The 22,042-nt window shown below is 30.8% G+C and carries 23 protein-coding genes; 4 read left to right on the top strand and 19 right to left on the bottom strand.

Annotation, left to right across the window (positions count from 1 at the left end; translation table 11 throughout):
• Positions 1-11: 11 nt before the first annotated feature.
• The 4 genes from LNAT_RS04265 to cbiM are packed head-to-tail and all read right to left on the bottom strand — an operon-like array spanning position 12 to position 2,272.
• A complete protein-coding gene (locus LNAT_RS04265) occupies positions 12-767 on the bottom strand; it encodes an energy-coupling factor ABC transporter ATP-binding protein (RefSeq protein WP_096258791.1) in 756 nt (251 codons plus the stop codon).
• A 17-nt stretch (positions 768-784) separates the two neighbouring features.
• On the bottom strand, positions 785-1,342 hold the full coding sequence (locus LNAT_RS04260) for an energy-coupling factor transporter transmembrane component T family protein (protein WP_238593991.1): 558 nt from the start codon (positions 1,340-1,342) through the stop codon (positions 785-787).
• Positions 1,317-1,628, bottom strand: coding sequence for a PDGLE domain-containing protein (locus LNAT_RS04255; protein ID WP_096258669.1), 312 nt, complete (start codon positions 1,626-1,628; stop codon positions 1,317-1,319). The genes LNAT_RS04260 and LNAT_RS04255 overlap by 26 nt, the downstream gene beginning before the upstream one ends.
• Positions 1,625-2,272 carry a cobalt transporter CbiM gene (gene cbiM / locus LNAT_RS04250; RefSeq protein ID WP_096258668.1) on the bottom strand — a complete coding sequence of 216 codons (648 nt, stop codon included), beginning with the start codon at positions 2,270-2,272 and terminating at the stop codon, positions 1,625-1,627. The genes LNAT_RS04255 and cbiM overlap by 4 nt, the downstream gene beginning before the upstream one ends.
• 287 nt (positions 2,273-2,559) lie before the next feature.
• Here cbiM and LNAT_RS04245 point away from each other — a divergent pair, with 287 nt between their 5' ends.
• Entirely contained in the window at positions 2,560-3,192 is a 633-nt protein-coding gene (locus LNAT_RS04245) for a helix-turn-helix domain-containing protein (protein WP_096258667.1), read from the top strand.
• Here the strand turns inward: LNAT_RS04245 and hypF are convergent.
• From hypF to LNAT_RS04200, 9 genes are all read right to left on the bottom strand, one after another.
• Positions 3,187-5,340 carry a carbamoyltransferase HypF gene (gene hypF, locus LNAT_RS04240; RefSeq protein ID WP_096258666.1) on the bottom strand — a complete coding sequence of 718 codons (2,154 nt, stop codon included), beginning with the start codon at positions 5,338-5,340 and terminating at the stop codon, positions 3,187-3,189. The two genes, LNAT_RS04245 and hypF, sit on opposite strands and share 6 nt — an antisense overlap.
• Before the next feature lie 80 nt (positions 5,341-5,420).
• Entirely contained in the window at positions 5,421-7,160 is a 1,740-nt protein-coding gene (locus LNAT_RS04235) for a hypothetical protein (RefSeq protein WP_238593990.1), read from the bottom strand.
• Positions 7,161-7,162: 2 nt separating this feature from the next.
• Positions 7,163-7,735: a HyaD/HybD family hydrogenase maturation endopeptidase gene (locus LNAT_RS04230; RefSeq protein WP_096258664.1), complete on the bottom strand. Its 573-nt coding sequence runs from the start codon at positions 7,733-7,735 to the stop codon at positions 7,163-7,165.
• 92 nt (positions 7,736-7,827) lie between these two features.
• Positions 7,828-8,526, bottom strand: coding sequence for a Ni/Fe-hydrogenase, b-type cytochrome subunit (cybH, locus tag LNAT_RS04225; protein ID WP_096258663.1), 699 nt, complete (start codon positions 8,524-8,526; stop codon positions 7,828-7,830).
• Between the two features lie 10 nt (positions 8,527-8,536).
• Positions 8,537-10,273: a nickel-dependent hydrogenase large subunit gene (locus tag LNAT_RS04220; protein WP_096258662.1), complete on the bottom strand. Its 1,737-nt coding sequence runs from the start codon at positions 10,271-10,273 to the stop codon at positions 8,537-8,539.
• Positions 10,274-10,276: 3 nt separating this feature from the next.
• Positions 10,277-11,410: a hydrogenase small subunit gene (locus LNAT_RS04215; protein ID WP_096258661.1), complete on the bottom strand. Its 1,134-nt coding sequence runs from the start codon at positions 11,408-11,410 to the stop codon at positions 10,277-10,279.
• Between the two features lie 113 nt (positions 11,411-11,523).
• Entirely contained in the window at positions 11,524-12,684 is a 1,161-nt protein-coding gene (locus LNAT_RS04210; RefSeq protein WP_096258660.1) for a nickel-dependent hydrogenase large subunit, read from the bottom strand.
• The gene (locus LNAT_RS04205) at positions 12,659-13,543 is read right to left on the bottom strand and encodes an NADH-quinone oxidoreductase subunit B family protein (RefSeq protein WP_238593989.1); all 885 of its coding nucleotides are present in this window, start codon (positions 13,541-13,543) and stop codon (positions 12,659-12,661) included. The genes LNAT_RS04210 and LNAT_RS04205 overlap by 26 nt, the downstream gene beginning before the upstream one ends.
• Positions 13,512-14,063 (bottom strand): TetR/AcrR family transcriptional regulator, encoded by a 552-nt coding sequence (locus tag LNAT_RS04200; RefSeq protein ID WP_096258785.1) that lies wholly within the window; start codon positions 14,061-14,063, stop codon positions 13,512-13,514. Before LNAT_RS04200 ends, LNAT_RS04205 begins: the two co-directional genes overlap by 32 nt.
• A gap of 78 nt (positions 14,064-14,141) precedes the next feature.
• Here LNAT_RS04200 and hypA point away from each other — a divergent pair, with 78 nt between their 5' ends.
• Positions 14,142-14,489: a hydrogenase/urease nickel incorporation protein HypA gene (gene hypA / locus LNAT_RS04195; protein WP_096258659.1), complete on the top strand. Its 348-nt coding sequence runs from the start codon at positions 14,142-14,144 to the stop codon at positions 14,487-14,489.
• Between the two features lie 92 nt (positions 14,490-14,581).
• Positions 14,582-15,097, top strand: coding sequence for a thiol peroxidase (tpx, locus tag LNAT_RS04190; protein WP_096258658.1), 516 nt, complete (start codon positions 14,582-14,584; stop codon positions 15,095-15,097).
• Here the strand turns inward: tpx and LNAT_RS04185 are convergent.
• The 3 genes from LNAT_RS04185 to LNAT_RS04175 form a co-directional block, all read right to left on the bottom strand.
• Positions 15,090-17,015, bottom strand: a complete 1,926-nt coding sequence (locus LNAT_RS04185) for an IGHMBP2 family helicase (RefSeq protein WP_096258657.1) — start codon at positions 17,013-17,015, stop codon at positions 15,090-15,092. The genes tpx and LNAT_RS04185 overlap by 8 nt on opposite strands.
• 67 nt (positions 17,016-17,082) lie before the next feature.
• The gene (locus LNAT_RS04180; RefSeq protein ID WP_172413495.1) at positions 17,083-18,117 is read right to left on the bottom strand and encodes a ComEC/Rec2 family competence protein; all 1,035 of its coding nucleotides are present in this window, start codon (positions 18,115-18,117) and stop codon (positions 17,083-17,085) included.
• A gap of 118 nt (positions 18,118-18,235) precedes the next feature.
• Positions 18,236-19,636: a replicative DNA helicase gene (locus LNAT_RS04175; protein ID WP_096258655.1), complete on the bottom strand. Its 1,401-nt coding sequence runs from the start codon at positions 19,634-19,636 to the stop codon at positions 18,236-18,238.
• A 38-nt stretch (positions 19,637-19,674) separates the two neighbouring features.
• Here LNAT_RS04175 and LNAT_RS04170 point away from each other — a divergent pair, with 38 nt between their 5' ends.
• Entirely contained in the window at positions 19,675-19,929 is a 255-nt protein-coding gene (locus LNAT_RS04170) for a hypothetical protein (protein ID WP_096258654.1), read from the top strand.
• Here the strand turns inward: LNAT_RS04170 and LNAT_RS04165 are convergent.
• The 3 genes from LNAT_RS04165 to tlyA are packed head-to-tail and all read right to left on the bottom strand — an operon-like array spanning position 19,919 to position 21,970.
• Positions 19,919-20,203 (bottom strand): 4-hydroxy-3-methylbut-2-en-1-yl diphosphate synthase, encoded by a 285-nt coding sequence (locus LNAT_RS04165; protein ID WP_096258653.1) that lies wholly within the window; start codon positions 20,201-20,203, stop codon positions 19,919-19,921. The genes LNAT_RS04170 and LNAT_RS04165 overlap by 11 nt on opposite strands.
• The gene (ispG, locus tag LNAT_RS04160; RefSeq protein ID WP_096258652.1) at positions 20,200-21,258 is read right to left on the bottom strand and encodes a flavodoxin-dependent (E)-4-hydroxy-3-methylbut-2-enyl-diphosphate synthase; all 1,059 of its coding nucleotides are present in this window, start codon (positions 21,256-21,258) and stop codon (positions 20,200-20,202) included. The genes LNAT_RS04165 and ispG overlap by 4 nt, the downstream gene beginning before the upstream one ends.
• Complete coding sequence (gene tlyA / locus LNAT_RS04155) at positions 21,251-21,970, bottom strand: 23S rRNA (cytidine-2'-O)-methyltransferase TlyA (protein WP_096258651.1); 720 nt, start codon at positions 21,968-21,970, stop codon at positions 21,251-21,253. Before tlyA ends, ispG begins: the two co-directional genes overlap by 8 nt.
• Positions 21,971-22,042: the final 72 nt, after the last annotated feature.

Below are 22,042 nucleotides of genomic sequence, written 5' to 3'. Positions count from 1 at the left end.
TAAAAAAAGGACTAAAAATGTAAATGGTAATGTGAATGGATAAAATTTTTATGCCTGTGTTTATGTTTGTGTATTAAATTAGCCTCTAACAGAATATCTAAATTTTTCATAAGATCATCCATATCCCCGTCATAAATAATCTTATGCCCTTCACTCATTACTACAGCCCTGTCGGTTGTCTCATATGCAACGCTTAAATCATGGGTGGCCAAAACAACCGTTTTATCAAGTTCCAGTAAAAAATCGATAAACCATCCGGTAGTTTTAGGGTCCATTGCCGTGGTAGGTTCATCCAAAAGCAAAACTTCAGGCTCATAAACCAAAATGGCCGCCAGCATAACTTTCTGTTTTTCCCCGCCGCTTAAATTAATAGGAGATTTACTTAAATATTTTTCAATATGAAATTTTTTGGCAATTTCTATAACCCTGTCATCAATATCATCAAAACCAAACTCTTTAAGTGAAAAAGCAATTTCATCATAAACTGTGGGATTAAAAATCATAGAATCGGGATTTTGAAAAAGGATTCCTATTTTTTTTCTTAATTTTTTTGCTATTTTTTTATTGACTTTTACCCCTTCAAAAAAATAATTGCCTTTTTTTGCAAAATAAAGCCCCGCTAAAACCCTTAAAAGGGTAGATTTTCCGCTTCCGTTGCTTCCGAGAACTGAAATTTTTTCATTTTTTTTAATTTTTAAATTTATATCATCAAGCACCTTTTCATCATAATAAAAATCAATACTTTCAAGCTTTATAATATTTTCCATTCTCCAGTCTCCATTTTTCATTTTTCATTGTCAAAAAATCCTCTTGCTTTCATTGCCAGACTTCTCTCGTCAGCATCTTTTAAAGCTTTGTTTAAGAAAAATTCAAATACCCTTGTTATAAATTTTGGGTCTTTATCGCTCAGTTTAACCACCCTGCTTTTAAATGCAAATTTAAAATCCTCAAAAGTTTTTTTATATGAAAAAATCTGAGAAAGCGCTATAGTTGTCAAATATCCCAAATCTTTTGAAAAAGCCATAAACTGAACTGGAGAAATTTTACCAAAAAACCAGAATACGAAATAAGTAAGCACATATACTTTTAAATTTATATAAATCACGTATTCCCAGGGGTTTATATGTTTAAACCAGGCCATCAATACATATCCCAAACTCACACCTAAATTAAAAACCAAAATTGATTTAACTACTCTAATATTTAATTTAACAAAATTTTTATAAGAAAAAATCCATAAAACGGGAATTACAAAAATTAAATATTCTATTTTTTTAATACTTAACAAAAGAAAAAAAGTCAGAATAAAAAATATTCTAATTATTATCATGTTTTTTTGCAATAGTTTTTCCTATTAAATAAAATATCCCAAATATAAGCACACTTCCGATTATTGCACTTATATAATAACCTACCACATCATTTGTCCCTGGAAGCGAATAATCAGGCAAAAGCGGATGGATAAATTCCTTAGCCTGAGCTATTCCTTTTGGAACAAATCCCAATGTTTTTTGATAAAAATCATTATCCCACTCTCCCCATGCAGGAGCATCTGTTAATAATCCAAGAGGAACCAGTAAAAGAACAAATCCCAAAATAATCAATGCTCTTTTTACATTCTTATTCATATTTTTGCCTCCTTAGCTCTTTTTTTAAGAAAACTATATACAATTTGTGTAAACACACCTTCAATTACACCAAAAACACCCAAATGCGCCGCCATCATTGCAGGAATTGCCACACTTAAACCAAATGGAAAATATAACGGATGTCCATCGGCAGTATGCCAGAAAAGAGGCTGAATTCCTAGTATTAATGAATCAGAAAGAGCTGCAATATTGATAGAAATATATCCAGCTATAAATGGGGCAAATCTTGTTTTGTCCTTCAAAGATTTAAAAACATAATAAGCAACAAATGCAGCAACAAAAGCCATATCAAATGAATTAACAGCCCAGGTGCTTATTCCTCCATCCCCAAATACAACCGCCTGAATCAATAATACAAAAGAAACGGAAATAAACGCCACCCACGGACCAAACATTATCGAAAGCAAAGACGTGCCTATTGCATGTCCGCTGGTTCCTCCGGGCACCGGTACGTTAAACATCATAATTAAAAAACTAAGGGCACTTAAAGTTCCAAGAAGAGGCAAAGTTTTTTCGTCAAGTTTTTCTTTTAATTTTTTAAACCCGTATGCCCACAGAGGTACCATTACGGCATAACTTACTGCGACTGTTGCAGGTGAAAGATACCCGTCAGGTATATGCATTTTAAACTCCTTTTTATTTTTTATGAATTGTAACTCATTTACTTAAAAATAACTTAAAAAAACAAATTTCTTGTATATATTTAGAACTAAATTTATTAAATGAACAAAAAAAGAGAAGGATTTTTCTAAAATGGTCGAAAGTATTGTAATATAATAACTTAAAAGTTTCTTAAAATTTCTTTTTTCTTATATAATTTTAGCACTAAAAAGAAAAAAAGAAGAAGCTTTCTAAAAGGTGCAATTGAATTATAATTCATTTTCATTAAATAAGAGTTAAAAGGTATGAAATGAGTTGTATTTACTGCAATCATTATATTTTATATAAATTAAAAAACGGATATTACAAGTGCGCTAAATGTAAAAGAAAATTTTCACCAAAAAAAATTGACAAAAAAGCCAAAATATTAAAAGGCTTTTTGGATGAATTAAATCCAACTCAAATTGCTGAAAAATACAATATTTCCTATGCAACGGTGGTGAAAGAAATTAAAAATATAAGAAAAATTCTACTAAACAAATGCGAAGAAGAATTTTTAAAAAAGCAGGAAATTAAAGAATTCAACGAATATTTATATATACCAAAAACAAACAGAAAAAACAAAAACTCCATCTATACTGCCCAAAATTTTTTAACAATTGATTATGGGGGTAAAATTTATAATATTCTGCTTAGTGATATGAGTAAATATAAAGATTTAAATTATGATGAGATTAAATCAATTCTAAGACAAACTCAGTTAATCAAAGTTCAAAAACAGATTTTAATTTATAAATTTTGGAAATATTTTGAAGAATTTATTAAAAAATACAAAGGAATAAAAAAAGAAAATTTTATTTATTATTTAAAAGAAGCTGAATTTAGGTTTAACAATTTTAAACTGAGTGTAAATGAACTTGTAAAATATGAACTCTATTTATAAGTTCCATATCCCATAAGCTGCCTGCCCTACACTGATACCACCGTCATTAACAGGAATAGTCTGATTAAAATAAACATTATCAATTAAAGATAAAAGGGTTGTATTTTGAAAAACACCACCTGTAAGTAAAACCGGCAGATTATAATTTTTGGAAATTTTTTTAATTAAATTAGTAAGAGTATTTAAAAAAACTGATGAAACTAATTCAAATTTTCCTCTATTTCTTGCCACAAATTCAATTAACGGATAAAAATCTATTTCCCTGTCAATTTCTAAATCAATAAAATCTTTTATTAAAGGATTGTAATATTTTTCAATTAACATTCCACTATATCCCTCATATTCGTTTTTTTCTATCATACCGCTTAAAAATGCAGCAATATCAAAAATTCTTCCGACTGATGAAGTTAACGGAAAATTTCCGTTTTTTAAAGCTAAAGCAATTTTATGATTTGAATAATTTTTTGCCAAATCGTCATTAAGCAGTGCCACCGCCATATTGGCAGGATTTTTTACCGCTTTTTCTCCACCTATTAATTTAAAATACTTAAAATGATGCACTCTTTCATACCCGCTTCTATTTACAACAAAAACTTCTCCTCCCCATATGGCCCCGTCATCTCCGAGCCCCGTTCCATCCCACGCAAATACCAAAGCCTCTTTTAAATCAAATTCAAAAAGTCCGCTTAGGGCATGGGAAAAGTGATGCTGAATTTCAATAACTTCTTTATTTTGTTTTTTAGCCCATTTGGTTGATTCATAATACGGATGCTTATCACAGATTATTATATCCTCTTTGAAATCATAAAGCCTTCTGAAAGTTTCAATTGTTCTTTCAAAATATTCAATAGAATCAATTGTTCCCAAATCTCCAATATGAGGTGAAAGTATCATCTTATCTTTAAAAGCCAGAGTTATTGTGTTTTTCTGATTAGCACCAACCGCAAGAATATTTGGTTTTATATTCTTTTTAAGAGCAAAAGATTTTGGCGCATATCCACGGGAGAGTCTCATTGTGATAAATGTATCTTTTACCCCCTGAATTACCGAATCATCACATGCATTTACAATATCACGGTTATTGTCCAAAATAAAATCCACCACATTTCCCAGTTTTTGAATAAGCTCATTACTATCCCTTATAATCGGGTCGTTACTTATATTGGCACTGGTTGCAACAATCGGGAAATCCAAAAAATCAAAAAGCAGGAAATGAACGGGGGTATAAGGCAAAAATACACCGTATTTGCCAATGTTTGGAGCAATGCCCGGGAGTTCCCTTTTCTTTTTTACTATTACAATTGGCTTTTCTTTTGAGAGGATTAATTTTTCATCATTTTCATTAATCTCACAGTATTCTTTAATACTCTCAATATTTTTAAACATAATTGCAAAAGGCTTTGAAGGTCTTTTTTTTCGGCTTCTCAGCTCACTTACCGCATTTTCATTTGTAGCATCACAGACTAAATGAAAACCTCCAAGCCCCTTAATGGCAACAATTTTCCCATCTTTTATTTTATTAGCAATAAATTCAATTTTTTCAATTTCTTTATTAAAATCAATATTTTTCCATTTTCCATTCTCCATTCTCCATTTTACATTGAGACTTGGTCCGCATTCATAACAGCAGGTGGGCTCGGCGTGGTATCTTCTCTCAAGTGGATTTGTATATTCTCTGTAGCAGCTATCACACATTTTAAATTTTTTCATAGAAGTATTTTTTCTGTCATACGGGATATTTTCAATAATTGTATATCTTGGTCCGCAGTTTGTACAGTTTATAAAAGGAAACAAATATCGTTTATTATTTTTGTCATACATCTCTTTAAGACAATCATCACATACGCAAATATCGGGAGAAATTGAAGTGGTTTTATCACTGTTTTTTGATTCTTTTATTTCAAATGTTTTATATCCTGCTTTTGGAAAAATCTCTTTTTCAATTGAATCAATTTTTGCAAGAGGTGGAAGATTTTTTTTTAATTCGTCTATAAATTTATCTTGATTCTCGCCTTCTATTTCAATTATTACACCGTCACTTGAATTTAAAACATATCCGGTTAAATTAAGAGAAGTTGCTATTTTATAAACTGTAGGTCTAAAACCGACACCCTGGACTATTCCGTTTATTTTATATTTTATTCTCATAAAAAGCCTTAAAGAAAGGAGGAAAAAATGAAAAAAGTAAATTATCTTTATAATTATAAAAAAAGGTTATTAAATTAGCCTTAAGATTTTGAATTAATAACAGCATTTCCGTAACTCTCAATTGCACCACTCATAGGTAAAGCTTTAGGTACAAAAACCGGATAATTTTTAGAAATATAAGTATAAACTTTATTTAAAAATTCCCCTTCAAATAAATCCCCTACAAGAACAGCCCCACTTAGGACCATTTCTTTATTTAAAGTTTCATAAATATTGTTTAAAAATTCTGCAAAACTTTCAATTACACCAAAACTCAGCAGATAATCATCGACTCCCGCCAGTCTAAAGCTCATAGCAGTCCTTATTGCCCATAGAGGATTTAAATTACGCTCATCCATTTTATAATCAATCCTCGGACCTTTTTTAGTCATAGCACTTCTGGCAAATTCAATTAATTTTTCCGCTGCCTCGTCGACATTATCAGCAAATCCGAGCACAATTCCAATAAGCCCCCATAAATAATAAATTCCTTTTTTATTTGTTTGAATATTAGAACTAAGGGCATTTAAAAACAAATCATTTCTTTTTTGGGAAAAATTTTTTATAAGTTTTTTACCAGTATCGTTCATTGAAGAAATTAAAGCAAATATCTCCTCAAAAGAATTATATTTAAAATCAAATGAAATATATTCTACAAGCCCGAATTTTGGAGAATTTAATAAAATTTTGCTTTTCTCTTCTTTATAAAGGGAAATACCGAGTGTAATTTTATCTTCTAAATTCCACATATCCAAAACACCGTAAAATCCGGCAAGATATAATGGATTTTCTTTCGCTTTTAAATTTTCATCATTTAACTTAATAACACTTTTTTCTTCATTTGAAATGGTTACAAATTTACTATTTGTGCCTACAACGTCTCCCAAAGATTTTTCAAATTTAGGGATTAAACTTCTATCTCCTCTTTCAGGAATAATTACATGTTCTCTAGTATCAGTTACAACTGCAATTATTTCTTCATCTTTTTTCACATCAAAATCAAAAAATTCCACTTTTTTTGTTTCAATTAAACCTAAAAGTTTTATTTCATCATTTATTTCCTCACATAAAAGTTCAAGTACCATATCATCAGGCAGTTTTACATAAAAAGCAGGTTTAGAAATACCGAAAGTTTTTTTAAATTGTAAATTTGTTTTAAGTTTCACATATGGTTTTTCTATACTTGCCAGGGCTTTGGCATCACCTTCAAAACTCATAAAAAATTCAGCAACAGCCCCTAAATTAACTGCAACAATTTTATCTGCATTCTCAAGATTTGTAGTTAATTTATATTTTCCGTTAAAAGTACCTATACTGACAACGCCCTCTTTTTTTAATTTTTCAGCGATTTTTTCAAAATATTTTTTTCTTTCATTTTTATCATTAATATTAAATTTTTCATTTCCCATTATCAATTTTTCATTTAACTGATATCCGCATATTTCACAGTGATGAAACGGATTATAATAATTTTCATTATTTTGATTCTTTACCTCACTTAAACACCTAGGGCAAGGCGGCAGATTTCTTTTTGGAAATTCAGGGATATAATCAATAAAATCTTCTGAAACTGAGGCATCTAAAGAATTTAAAAATATAGACATTGGAAGTTCATTTGCCAATTTTTTTGAAAACTCTTCTATTTCGTTTTCTTCCCCTTTAAGAAAAATATATGTAAATTCGTTTTCTTTTTTTACACCAATTTTTAAATTCATCTCATTTGCTATTCTTATAAAAAATCTCTCAAGTATATCTCCACTGTATTTTAAAATAAATTTCATAATCATATTTCATATCCTTTTAATGACTCTTCAGGAACGCCTCTTTTATAAGAATCTTTTGCTATTTCAGTAAGTTTTACATCAGGGTTTTTAACTTTTGCTTCAACGCCTAATTTATTAAGTTCTGTAAGTAAAATTTTTTCCATTAGTTTTGCTGCATTTTGAACCTCGGGAGTTATGCTGAATGTCGTATCCTCCCCTATAACATATGGCACAACCCCTATTATTTTAGTTTCAGGCAAATCTCCCATCATTTCGATCATTTGAAGAGTCTGCAGCATCTCTACCTCATGAGCACTTCCCTGCCAACTTACACATTCAGGAACTTCCCTAAAATCAAAAAAATAAACATCTCCTATTTTGGCCTCATCAACATCTACACAGTCAAAAATAAAGACTTTGTCATATTCTGTAATTATAGGTATAAGCCTTTGGGCAAGTGTACCTCCGTCAATTACATCAACTTGATGGGGTCCGACAAAATCATACTTTTCATCAATATAATTAGCTAAATGTACACCTATTCCTTCATCACCAAACAATATATTTCCTATTCCTAAAATTAAAATTTTCATTATTTTACCTTTGATTTATTAAGATATATAGTAGGTAGAAAATAGCAAGCTATTCACTACTTACTATATATGTATGAAAAGAAAAGAAGGAATTAGTGTTCTTCTCCTTCTTTTTCCCATTTCATACCACTGAAAATGGCATCCATTGAACCGTTTTTTCCGAATACTGCATTAAATACAGCCATATAAATGTGTACAAAAACAATAAGGATAATTAACCACATAAAAATGTGATGCCAAAGTCTAACATATGCTAATCCGCCGAAAAATGTTTCAACCCATTTTGCAAATGGATAGAAAAATGCACCCATCCCATTATGATAAACTTCAGCATATAATGCCAAACCAGTGATTATAATACCATAAAAGAATACATAAAGTGCAAAATATGCCCAAAATTGTAACGGATTATAAACACCTTTAGTATGAGGGTGTTTAGAAATTAATAAATAATATCCAACTTGTTGAAGGGCTAATTTTATGTTAAACGCATCTTTTAATGAAGCTCTTTCATATTTTCCTTCTCTAAAGAAAAGAAAAAAGAATGTTTTATATAAAACAGCACCAATCATAGCAAAACCGAAAATTATGTGAAATTCTCTAAAGTATCCTTGTGTAAATCTGGTTGGATCTATTGACACATTAGCATAAGTCACAAAAGGGTTTGCAATATAAAAACCAGTCGCAATTAAAATAAAAATAGAAATTGCTCTTATCCAGTGTTGCCATCTATACCCGGCAGAGAACTCTATCCCGCCGAGATAATTTCCCATTACTTTTAAAAATTTCATTTGTGCCTCCTTAGCATGCACCGTATAGTGGGTCTACTTTAAATTCACCAAGTTTTTTTCCTTTTACGTCCATAACATGAACTGCACAGGCAATACATGGGTCGTAACTGTGAATACTTCTGATTACTTCAAGTGGTTTTGTTGGATCAGCTAATTTCATACCAATTAAGTTAGCCTCATAAGCACCTTTTTTACCGTTTCCGTCAGCCGGACCTGCATTCCAAGTTGATGGAACAACCGCTTGCCAGTTTTCAATTTTACCATTTTTAATTCTACACCAGTGACTTAACATTCCTCTTGGAACATCTCCGATATATCTACCTTTGTATTCTTTGTTAGGATCAATTTTATAAGGTGCTACTGTTGATTTGTCTGATTTTAAGTTTTCAACCAAGTTATTAAATGCTTCTAATCCATAATCTGCAATTACTTTAGTTTGTAGCATTCTTGCTGCTGTTCTTCCAAGAACAGTAAATAATGCTTCTGCTGGAAGACCAGTTTGAGCTAAGAATTCATCAACAACTTTTCTTACTTTTTCATTACCTTTAGCATAATTCACCACCATACATGCAAGTGGTCCAACTTCCATAGGTTCTCTGTCATATCTTGGGGATTTAACCCATGAATATTTACCATTTGGATTAGCTAGCTTAGTATCTACTTCGTTACCTTTACCGTCGATTGATTTACCATCAACATATCCGGTATATTCTGGTACAGTTTCACCATCATAAGGATGTCTAAATCCAGTATCTTTGTACCAGCTGTGAGTTACGTCTTCTTCAATTTTACTTTCATCAATTTCATAGAATTTGCTTAAATCATGATTTTTAATATATCCACATGCATCAAACAACCATTTATTAGCACCAACTTGATGCTCTCTGTATGTTAAGAAGTTGCCAAGATTTGTTTTTTGTGTTACGCTTGGTTCATTTCTGAAAGCTTCAGCAGCCATTGCTAAATCTGCATAATAAGCCCTGTTAGCATAATCAGCCAAAATTTGGAATTTTTGTAAATATTCACCAAGTCTGCTTGGATCTTGTAAATCCATAGTACAAGTCACACCACCTACTGTTAAGCTTTGTGGATGTGGATTTTTACCACCGAAAATTGCCATTGCCTGAGCAGCAATTCTTTGAATTTCAAGTGTTTTTAAATAGTGAGATAATGCAATTAAATTTTGCTCAGGTGTAAATTTCATTGTTTTATGTCCGAAATATGCGTTTTTAAACGGTCCTAAATCACCTTTTTCGGCAAATTTAGCCACTCTTTTTTGAACTTCTCTTAACTCGTCTTCACCTGTTGCGATTGGATTATATCCTTTTGGTACATATTTAAAAGCTTCTTCGCTAGCTTTTTTAGGGTCAGCTTTAAGTGCACTTATAATATCTACCCAGTCAAGCCCGTGTAATTGATAAAAATGAACCATGTGGTCATGGAAAAATAATGCCATATTCATCAAACTTCTAGTAAGTTTTGCATTAAGAGGCGGCTCGATTCCAAGTGCATTTTCAACTGCCATAATACCAGCTTTATAATGTGAATATGTACATACCCCACAGATTCTTTGTGTCATAAATCCAGCATCTCTTGGATCCCTTCCTTTTAAAATAACCTCAATTCCTCTCCATAAAGTTGCTGAAGAATATGCATCTTTAATTACGTTGTTTTCATCTAAAACAACTTCAACTCTTAAATGTCCCTCAATTCTTGTAATCGGATCTATTACTACTCTTTTTGCCATCTGTTACTCCTTAGGATTTTTAATTGCACTGAGTGCTGCATGTGCTACAATTGCCACACCTGCAACTGTTAAAATTGTTGCCCCAACTTTGTCTGCTGTTGCGTCAACACTTGCTGAAGCAAATTTATGATTTGCAAGAGGTTCTTCATAAGGTGCCATTGAATCCCAGAAATCTGGTTCAGAACATCCTATACAACCGTGTCCTGCCTGAACCGGCCAAGATGTGTGTTGGTTAAATCTCTCACGAGAACAGTTGTTAAATGTATAAGGTCCTTTACAACCGACTTTGTATAAACAGAATCCGTTTTCTGCACCGTTGTCACCGAATTGTTCTACAAATTCACCTGCATCAAAATGTCCTCTTCTTTCACATAAGTCATGTATTCTAAGCCCGTATGCGAATTTTGGTCTGTTGAAATTATCAACAGCTGGAAGTGCTCCAAATAGGATAACATATAAAATAGTCCCAACTATGTTTTTTGCACTTGGAGGACAACCTGGAACATTAATTACAGGTTTATTAATTACCTGATAAACTCCTTTTACACCTGTTGGATTTGGTGCTGCTGCCTGAATTCCACCAAAACTACTACAAGTTCCGACACTGATAACTGCAGCAGCTTTTGCAGCAGTTCTTTTTAATTTTTCAAGTCCAGTTTCAGCGTTTGGACCTATTGTTAAAAACTCACCACCATCTTTAGTAGGTACACCACCTTCTACACATAGAACAAATCTACCTGCAAATTTTTCTAAAGCTTCTTCATAATTTTCTTCTGCCTGCCATCCAGCAGCTGCCATGATAGTATCATGATACTGAAGATTGATGAAATTGAAAATAATATTATCAATAGTAGGAGAGTCGTTTCTTATCAAACTTTCACTACAACCAGTACATTCAGCAAGATGTAGCCAAACAACCGGTAATCTGTCACTAACTTCAGCCGCTTCGGCAATTAACGGAGAAAATTTAGTTGGAAGTCCAAGCATCACAGCCATTGCTGCAGACCATTTTAGAAAATCCCTTCTTGTAAAGCCGTGTTCTTCTAAAACCTGAGCTACACTTTTTTCTCCAATTCCTGGAAGTTTTCTAAGAGATGCTAATCTCTCTTTAATTTTAGCAATAGTTGCTTCATTCATTTTATCCCTCCAATTTTTTTGTTCATCATATTATATACTAAATAAATATTCATTTTCAAGAATTATAAGTAAAATTTATTAAAATTTATTAAAAATTTATTAATTTTTTCAAATTAATGGCTTACACATACCGCACATATATCAAAACATTTAAAAATTGTGTCTAAATATTCTTTTTTTTCACCAATCATTGCAGTCTGAGCAGCTGAAAGATTATTCTTGTCTTGAGAAGAAGAAAGGTTAAATTGAGTTGGAACTATAATATTATAATTTGCTATTTTTTCATTTTTTATTTTAATTTCATGAACAAGGCTTCCCCTCGGGGCTTCTATTGCTGAAATTCCGGTTCCATCATATATTTCTGGCTTAATATATGAAGGTTCACATATATCAATTTCTTTAACCTTTTTTATTAAATATTTTAAAATCAACAATCCTTCATATATCCTTGCGATTATTCTTGTATATATACTATCTTTATATTTATCATAAATTTTTTTTATATTTTGATTTTCTATATTTCTTGCAAGCGGTCCAACTTCAACAAATAAATTGTTATATAAAACATTTTTGCTAAGTGAAGTGTTTTTTTCTTCTTTAACTAAACTTACATCACCGTTTTTTTTAAAAAAAAGATTATTACCAAGAACCAAAAACCTGTTAACACTTTTTCCGATATCTCTAGGTAAATTTTCAAAAAAAACTCTTAAATCATTAGAATTCATATTCAAATCAATAATTTCTTCCTGATATTTTTCATAAATTTTTTGAAGCAAGTCTTTTAATTTTATTATTTCCAAATTGGTTGGATCACATGTCACTCCGCCAGGTATCATATAAGAATTGTGAGGGTACTGACCGGCTATTAAAGCAATGGCTTTTGAAATAAGAGTTGCAAATTTATTTGCTTTAAAAATATATTTTTTATCTTTGATTTGTGTTGGAAAAAGCGTGATATAAAACCATTTTATATGGTTTTCAACTATTTCAAGCCCAACCGTAATGTCCCTTAAAATTTTAGCCTTTTTTGATATTTTGGCGTTTACGGCATTTTCTATTGCTTTAACTGTGGCAAACAGATGAGAGTGCCCACATATTCCACATATTCTTGGGTTTATAACAAGTGCATCCATTATCGGACGGTTTATCAAATAATTTTCAATTCCCCTGTATTGCCAAAATTCAATTTCAACAAAATCTACTTTTTTATCCCCGTATATTTTTAAACTTGCTTCCCCTTCTATTTTATTAACTATTTTCTTTGTTATCTTCATCGTTGCATCCGTCAATTAATTTTTTGGAAAGTCTTTCATTTTTCAAACTTTTTGCCATTCCGCTTATTGTAAGATAAGCCCTTTTACTCACTCCCAAAGGAATTTTTGAAGGGATCCCCATAAAAGTATCGGTTGTAAAAAGCCCGATTTTAGGAAAACCGCTTTCAGTACATCCAAAACATGGTGTGCCGGCCCTCGGCTTGGAACTTACCTCATTCCATAATATCCTGTTACAAGTACTGTGGGTGTAAGGTCCCTGACAGCCCTGTTCGTAAAAAAGACAGCCTTCTTTTGTACCAAAACTCTGGGCATCAATTTTCCATTCAAAATACTCATTTCTGCTGCAGCCGCTATGGGAAGTAAAAGAAAAAATTTCTTTTGGCCTGTTTTGATTATCCAATACAATTTTTTTATTCTTATAAATCATATCGAGTACATAAACCAGCCAGTCGTAATGAACAGGACATCCCGGAATATTAATAATCTTATCTTTACATTTATAAAACATTCCCCTTAAATCTTTATTATACATTAATCCCTCACCGAATATTCCTCCGTATACAGCACATGTCCCTAAAGCTATAACATTTTTTGCCCTGACAATCAGTTTTCTTATTAAATCATTAATATTATACCCAAGTCTTGGAAAATTATTTTTCAAAGCCCCTTCTACTATTAAAATATCACATTCTTGCAGTTTAAAAGCAGGAGAATCAATAAGAGGATGATATAAGAAATTAAACTTTTTATAAATTTCTTTCAGATATGGATAATTAAGAAATGAATGACTGCATCCATTGCAACCTACCGCATCAATCCATATAATATCAAGCTTTGAGCGCATTGTAAATATTTTCACTTACACTTTCTATATATTCTTTTAAAGGTTTAGGAAGTATACCTTCTTTACTTAAAAACACAAGTCCCCCCAGATATCCCATAAAAAGACCAAATGCCGAAAAAAAGTCCTGGTTTTTAAGTTCTTTTCTTCTTACACCCTCTTCAAGGAAAATCATTATTTCAGTTACAAACGCACTAACACATAGCATTCCCTCACACCCATTAGCAAAAATTTCTTTATTGGAAAGATAAACCCTCATAAAATAATCCACAAGTTCTGGTTCATCTTCCGCCATATTAAAATACAACTCAACTATTTTTTTTATTTTTTCTTTGGCATGAATATTCATTTCATTAATTTCTTTTAATTTTTCACCGAATCTATTTGAAGAATATAATAAAAGCTCTTTTGCAAGAGATTCTTTTGAGGGAAAATAATTATACATATTACCAACACTCATTCCCATTTCTTTGGCAATATCAGCTATTGTAGTATTATAAAACCCTTGTTTTGCAAAAAGTTTTAAAGCAGTTTTCATTATTTGTGTTTTTTTATTCTCCTTCACTTTTTAGCCTTTTTTCATAATTATATTATAATTTTAAAAAAAAGGTATAAAATGCATGAATATTCTATTGTAGATTCCTTGCTTCAACTTGCGGATGAACATGCAAGAAAAAATAATGCAAAAAAAGTTACAAAACTGGAAATAAAAGTCGGGGTGCTAAGCGGAGTGGAGCCGGATTTACTACAAACGGCATTTGAAACTTTTAAAGAAGGCACTATCTGTGAAGAAGCTGAATTTATTATGAAAATACAGCCGGTAGTTGTGCGGTGCAGGGATTGTGGATTTGAAACGGAACTCAAAAAAGATGAATACCGTTGTCCCAAATGTAACAGCGGTAATTTGGAAATAATTGACGGGGAAGATATGTATTTAATGAGCCTGGAACTTGAAACAGATTAATGTAACAAATTGTTACATATCTTAAAATAAGACAAAATATATCTTTTTTATTTCAATTCCTTTTGTTATACTCCTTAAAAAAAGGAGAAAATATGCCAGTAACAACAAAATTAAAAGGAAATGATGTATCACTTTACGGAAATCAGGTAAATGTTGGAGATAACGCTCCTGTTGTAACTTTGCCAAACAGTGCACTTGAAGAAATTACAATCGGTGGAGCACAGGGAAAAGCCCAATTAATCATTGCAGTCCCAAGTCTTGATACACCGGTTTGTGCAACTGAAACAAGAAAATTTAATGAACAGGCAGCAGCTGTTGAGGGAGCAGCAGTATGTGTAGTTAGTATGGATTTGCCTTTTGCAGCAAAAAGATTTTGCTCTACTGAGGGAATTGAAAACGTTCAAGTTTTAAGTGATTTCAGAGATAAATGTTTCTCAGTTAATTATGGAACTTTAATTGCGGAAGGTCCACTCAGGGGACTTAGTGCAAGAGCAGTTTTTGTAGTGAACAAAGAAGGAAAAATTACTTATAAAGAATTAGTTCCTGAAATTACAGCAGAGCCAGACTACGAAACAGCTCTTAATGCATTAAAAGAAGCGGCTAAATAGTCTTATAAAGCCCTTCTTTTTTTATATATTCAATTAAATCTTCATAAGTTTTATTAATTTTTAATGTATTAGCATCCCCAATTACAATAAGCTTTCGCTTAGGTCTTGTGATTGCAACATTTAGCCTTCTTATATCATTTAAAAACCCGATTTCTTCATTTTCGTTAGCCCTGACAAGACTAACAATTATTATCTCTTTTTCTCGCCCCTGAAATCCGTCAACCGATTTTACCTCAACTGCGCTTTTTAAAATTTTTTTTATATATTCTTCATGGTCTTTATATGGAGTAATCACTCCGATATGTTCCTCTTTTGCGCCGTTTTCGATTAATTTATCAACTAAATTTTTAACATACTCGGCTTCAAGAGGATTATATTTTGAAAAACTGCCGCTTTTAGTCTTTTCCAAAAATTTACCAATTGTATCTATAAATACAACCGGTGTATATCCCCCGTATATCTCATTTTCTTTTATATCCAAATCTTTAATTGTAATGTTTTTTATTTTTTCATACGTTTTTACCTTACACTCATAAAACTCACAGCTTGGAAAGTTGTTTATTTTTTCATTCATTCTATACTGAATTCCAAGAGTGTGATAAATGTTATCATAAAGAGCCGTAAACCTTTCAAAAAGTGAAACCATAAGTTTTTTTTCATTGCTTAAAATTGTAGGCGGCAGCTGTTTATGGTCCCCTGCAAAAACAGCCTGTTTTCCTTTTATTAAAGGAATTAAAGTTGACGGTTCCATCGCCTGGGCTGCTTCGTCAATAAAAACCACATCAAATTCTCTGTTTTCCAAAAATTCCCCGCCGGCTCCTGAATTTGTAGAGAACACTGCATCGGCATTATCTAAAATATCATTCATAATATTTTCAATTTTTCTGTTTTTTTCTTCATATAGTTTATTTATATTTTTTTGAATTTTAAGCCACTCGGCCATCTCTTTTATCCATTCAGCCTTAACTCCTCTTTTTCCCTTACCTTCTTTTGCCAAGCTTAAAATTTCCTCATCACTCATTCCCCTTCTTCTGCCGGGGGTCGGTTTTTTACATCTTTTATCCTGCAGATATTTCAAATCATCTATTTTTTTTATAATTTTTTCAACATCTTTATATCTTTTATCTCTTCTGATTTTTACATCCAAAGAAAACTTCATAAGTTTTGATTCAATTTTTGCAGGATGCCCGATTCTTATAATATTAAAATCAACTAATTTTTCCATAATATTATCCACTGCGACATTACTGTCAGCTGTAACTAAAATTTTTTTACCGATATGTTTTTTTATAACCTCAGCCAAAGTAGTAGTTTTACCTGTACCCGGAGGACCATGGATTAAAAATACTTCTGAATTTATACATTTTCTAAGCGCTTCATTTTGAGATTCGTTTAAATTTTCACTATTTATAATAACTTCAATTACTTCTGGATTTTTCTTACCTAATAATATATCAACCCCATTTTTCATTTTCCATTTTCCATTTTCCATTTCATCTAACGCTTTTAACATTCTTTTAAAAGTAATATCATTTGCAAATAAATCAAGCCTGTAAAGCTTACTTCTAAAAATAGGATCTTTTGAATAAACTTCAATAAAATTTTTACCGACCATACTCACCGTTGCTTCAACTGCAAATTTTAAAGGGTCACCTTTGCTGACTAATACAATATCCCCCACTTTTATTTGATGTTCAGGCATATTGTTTCTGTTAAATCTATAAATTTTAAAATCTAAAAATTCGCCGATATATTTCATTTTTAATCCAAGAACAGCCCTGCCTTTTTTTTGCCTCTCCTGAGGTGAGAGTCTTTTTATCTCATTTAAATGAAATTCTTTTTCTGCATTTCTCTCTTTTTCAATAAGAGAGCTAAAATAATTTTTATATTCTTCTAAATTTTTAAAACTGTATTTCATAAAACTCCTTTTTTATTAAAAGAATATTTTTCTATAACTATTCAAAATTCATAAAAGTGATAGACACTTACAAAATAATATATAATAAAATACTCAATGCTAATGCATTTATACCATAAAAAGCCCATTTTCTGTAATAAGCAATTAAACTTAAAAATAAAAAAACAGTTAAAGTAAAATCATGTATCTTAACATAATAATATTTCTCTCCTAAATTTAAATACCATTTTATCAAATTATCAAACAAATCTCCAATTCCTATAAAATGAACAAAAATACTTACCGGATAAAAAACAGAAAACAGAATATTGACAATTGGGGACAAAAGCTGATAATAATTAAAATTATAAAAGAAAAAATGCCCAATCACAAACATCATCATATACATATAAAAACTTAAAATCAGAGTATTTACAAAATTTATTTTAAAATATTTAATAAACAGAAAAATATAATAAACACCTATAAAACTCAGAAAATATCCTATACTGAAAACCTTTTCAAAAAAAATCAGCAAGCTTGCCAAAAAAGTAAAAAAAAGTATTTTCAACGGCTCTTTTTCCAGATAAACCAGACTTATAAAAATAACTATCTCCATTATAAAAGCCCTCACAAGAGAAGGGGGAAAATTAGTAAAATATAAATATAAAAATTCTACAAAAAAAACTACTATTCCCAAATCAAAAAACCTGTTTCTAAACGGGAAAAATCGTTGTTGAAAAAATTTATAAAAAGGAGATAAAATTAAAAATAAAATTCCGCTTAAAACCCCCAAATGAAGCCCACTAAGTGCAAAAAGATGAGAAATTCCAAGAGTACTCAGTTTTTGTCTTGTATCATAATCAATAGATCTTCCAAAATACAAAGCTTTATAAAGATTAGTAATTTTTTTATCTTTATGCTGAAATTCAATATATTTTTCTAAAAAACTGACATCTTTTAATTTTAAATCAAAACTAGGTGCAAAAAATCCAAAAAGATAGTCTTTAAAAGAAATATTTTTGGTAAAAATTTTAATACTTATATTTTCATTAAGTAAATTTTTTAAATTAGACCTGTTTATTGTATAAAATGAAAAATTTCTAGATTTTATTTTTAACACATAATAATTTTTCTTTTTATATTGATTTGAAACATATCCTTCAATTTTAAATATTTTATGAGAAATAAAATTTTTATAAAAAATAAAAGAAAAAAATCCCCTTAAAATTAATAAAAAACTAAATATTAGGAATATCGATAGTGGCTTCCGTATGTTCAATTTCAGTTACCTCACTAACCTTATCTGTAAATAAGGTATATTTTTTATGGAATAACATTTCAACAGTACCTGTCGGTCCGTTTCTTTGTTTTCCGATAATTATTTCCGCATCTTCAACTTCTTTTTCCTTAAAATCAATTTCAACCGCTTTACCCTTTTCAAGTGCCTCTTTTTGTTTTTGTTTAGCCTCTAGGGCTTTATACACATCATCCCGGTAAATAAACATAATTATATCCGCATCCTGTTCAATTGCTCCTGATTCTCTAAGATCGCTCAACATTGGCCGTTTGTTAGGCCTGCTTTCAAGCGCCCTGTTTAACTGGGACAGGGCAATTATCGGAATTTGAAGTTCCCTGGCTAGTAGTTTTAAACTTCTGCTTATTTCCGCAATTGCCAGATGTCTTTCTCTAATGTCAGAAGTAATAAGCTGCAGATAATCTATTATAGCCAAAGAAATGTTCGGATTTTGGGCTTTTAGTTTTCTGAGTTTTGCCCTTATTGTATGAATGTTTACACTGCCTTCATCATCTACAAACAGAGGTTTATCACTTAAATAATCACTGATTTCGGTAAGTTTGGTCCACTCTTCATCATTTAAATTACCCCTTCTTAAATCCTGAAGAGGTATTTTACTGGCCGCACTTATCATTCTAAGCATAAGCTGTTCTGCCGGCATTTCAAGAGAAAATATTGCAACTCCCTTATCCTGTTTTAAAACATTAAAGGCAAGATTAAGGGCAAAAGCCGTTTTACCCATAGAAGGCCTAGCAGCAATAATTATCAAATCCCCCTCATTGAAACCGCTTGTCATTCTGTTAAGTTCCACAAAACCTGTATCAAGACCTGTCACTATTTTATTCTGTTTTGAAACCTGTTTTTTAATATAATCAATAGTTTCATTTATTATTTTATTTGAATCTTTAAAATCGCCTGAAAGATTAGAGGTCGCAATTGTAAAAAGTTTACTTTGAATCTCTTCTACTTCTTCAATTGCCCTTTTATCTTCTTCCAAAACTGTTTTTTTAATTTCAGTTGCTAAATGAATAAGCTCCCTTTTTACCGATAAATCTTTTATCTCTTTTGCATATATTTCAACTGCTTCAATCGGAGCAGTACCTAAAATTTCCAAAAAAGCCTCTTCATCAAATTTTTTCTTTTTAACAAGTAAATCCCTTAAAAATATTTCATCAATTGGCATATCTTTATGATAGAGATCTTCCATTGTCTCAAAAAGGTACTGGTGAAAAGGAAGGTAAAAATCTTTCGGCTTAAGTATAGCCGCCACATCTTCATAAACTTTTCCGTCAAATATTATTGCGCTTAGAATTCCTCTTTCGATATCTAAATTATATAAATTCAAATCTTCTCCTTATGTTATAATTTTAAAAAAGGATATATATGATTATCAAAATAACTTTTCCTTTTAAAGATTCGCCAAATACTATTGAACTAAAAGAAATTGTTATTGAAACTGATGACAACGATTTAATTACCCAACTTAAATCAACAAATAATCCTATTGAAATTGGTATTATTTTATCTGAAAATGAAAGAAAATACAAAAAAATAGATTCAGAAAAAAAAGAAGATTTGCATATAGAAATTGCAGAAGTTTTAACTTCTCCCGCACTTAGAAAAAAATTTAATTTCTAATATGTTCATTTATAGCTTTGATAGCTTCTCTTATATCCTGAGATTCTAACAAAACTTTAAGTTTTGTTCTTGTTTTTTTTGGTAAATTTCTGATTATTTGTTTCATTTCAGTTTCATCTTTTGCATTTTTAAGATTTTTTAGAGCTTCATCTCCTAAAATTTTTTCCAATTTTTCTTTTGTAACTTTATTTGGCTTCAAAATTAATAATAAAAATATAACCGCCAATGAAACACTTAATAATGCTACTATGTATATCATTGTAGTAGCGCTCATTTATTCTCCTTAACATATTTGTTTATTTCTTCCAAAAATTTTGAAAGTAACTCTTTTTCTTTGTATTTTCCTATAATTTCACCTTTTTTTAAAATAAGTCCATATCCTTTTCCACATGCAATTGCTAAATCCGCTTCTTTAGCCTCCCCTAATGCATTTACTACACAACCCATAACAGACAGATTAAGAGGTACTTTTATATCTTTTGTGGCTTTTTCTACAGCCTCTACAATAGGAGGTAAATCAACTTCTATTCTTCCACATGTGGGACAGGAAATTATATTAACACCTTTAATTAAACCTAAATCCTGCAAAATTGCCTTTGCAACTTTTATCTCCTCCTCAAGTTCGCCCGTAATTGAAACCCTTAAAGTATCCCCTATCCCATCAAGAAGCAAAGCTCCAAATGCCGCTGCACTTTTTATAGTTGCATGAAACTTTGTCCCAGCTTCCGTAACTCCCAAATGAAAAGGATAATCAACAAGAGGTCTCAATTTTCTGTAGGCTTCAACGGTTCTTAACACATCACTAGCTTTAAGTGAAACTTTTATATCAAAAAAATCCAAGTCTTCTAAAAATTTAATATGCCAAAGGGCGCTTTCAACCATTGCCTTCGGGGTCTGTCCGTATTTATTTTCCAGATGATCTTCCAAACTTCCGGCATTTACACCAATTCTAATGGGCAGATTTCTTTCTTTACAAGCTTTTACTATTTCTCTAACCCTTTCTTTTCCACCAATATTTCCCGGGTTAATTCTAAGCGCATCAACATATTTAGCAGCTTCCAAACCTAATTTATAATTAAAATGAATATCAGCGATAACAGGAAGAGGCGATTTTTCAACAATAGTTTTTAAAGCTTTTGCATCCTCATCATCCAAAACAGCCACCCTAACCAAATCAGCACCCGCAAAATAAAGCCTGTTAATCTGCTCAAGAGTAGAATTTATATCTTTTGTTTTTGAATAGGTCATAGATTGAACGGAAATTGGGGCATCCCCTCCTATTTCCACATTTCTTATTTTAATTTTTCTTGTAGGATATCTTTTAATCATTGCTTTCCTTTACAAAATGGTAAATATATTCAATATTTCCTTCTTTTCCTTTAATACTTGATTCTTCATTTCTAATAAGCTTCCAGTTTAAATTTTTACAATTTTTTTCAAAATTTTTTCTTGCTTTTTCTATTGCTATTTTATCTAAAACCACACCTTTTTTATCTCTTTTAATATTAATTCCAACCTCGAATTGCGGTTTAAAAAGTAATATAATATCTTTTTTAGCGAATTTATCAATTTTTTTAATCAATTTGTTTAAAGATATAAAACTAACGTCACTTACAATTACATCAAATTTTTCTTTATATTCAAAATTTCTAAAATCAGTATTTTCATAAGACTCAATTTTGGGATTGTTTTTTAATTTTTCTGCCAGCTGATTTGTCCCAACATCAACGGCAACAACTTTTTCAGCCCCTTTTTCAAGGCTAACTTCACTAAAACCTCCTGTACTTGCTCCGATATCCAAAACTGTTTTTCCGTTAAAATTTATGTTAAATTTTTCTAAATAATTTTTAAGTTTACACGCTGCTCTGCTAACATAAATTTTTTTTTCTAAAATTTCAATTTTATCATCTTCATTTACCTCGAAGGAAGTTTTATTAACTATTTTTCCGTTTACTTTTATTTTATTATTTTTTATAAGCTCACTTGCTTTGTTTCTTGAAGTTACATATCCTTTCAAAACCAAAAATTTATCTATCCTCACTTAAAACCTTTTTGACAATTATATTAAATTTGTTATAATTTTTAAAACCAAAAAAGGAGATATCATGGGATT

The organism is Lebetimonas natsushimae (genome assembly GCF_002335445.1).
GTDB classification, from domain to species: Bacteria; Campylobacterota; Campylobacteria; order Campylobacterales; family Nautiliaceae; genus Lebetimonas; species Lebetimonas natsushimae.
Note: the sequence above shows the minus strand (reverse complement) of the source record. Positions and strands in the feature narration are given on the sequence as shown.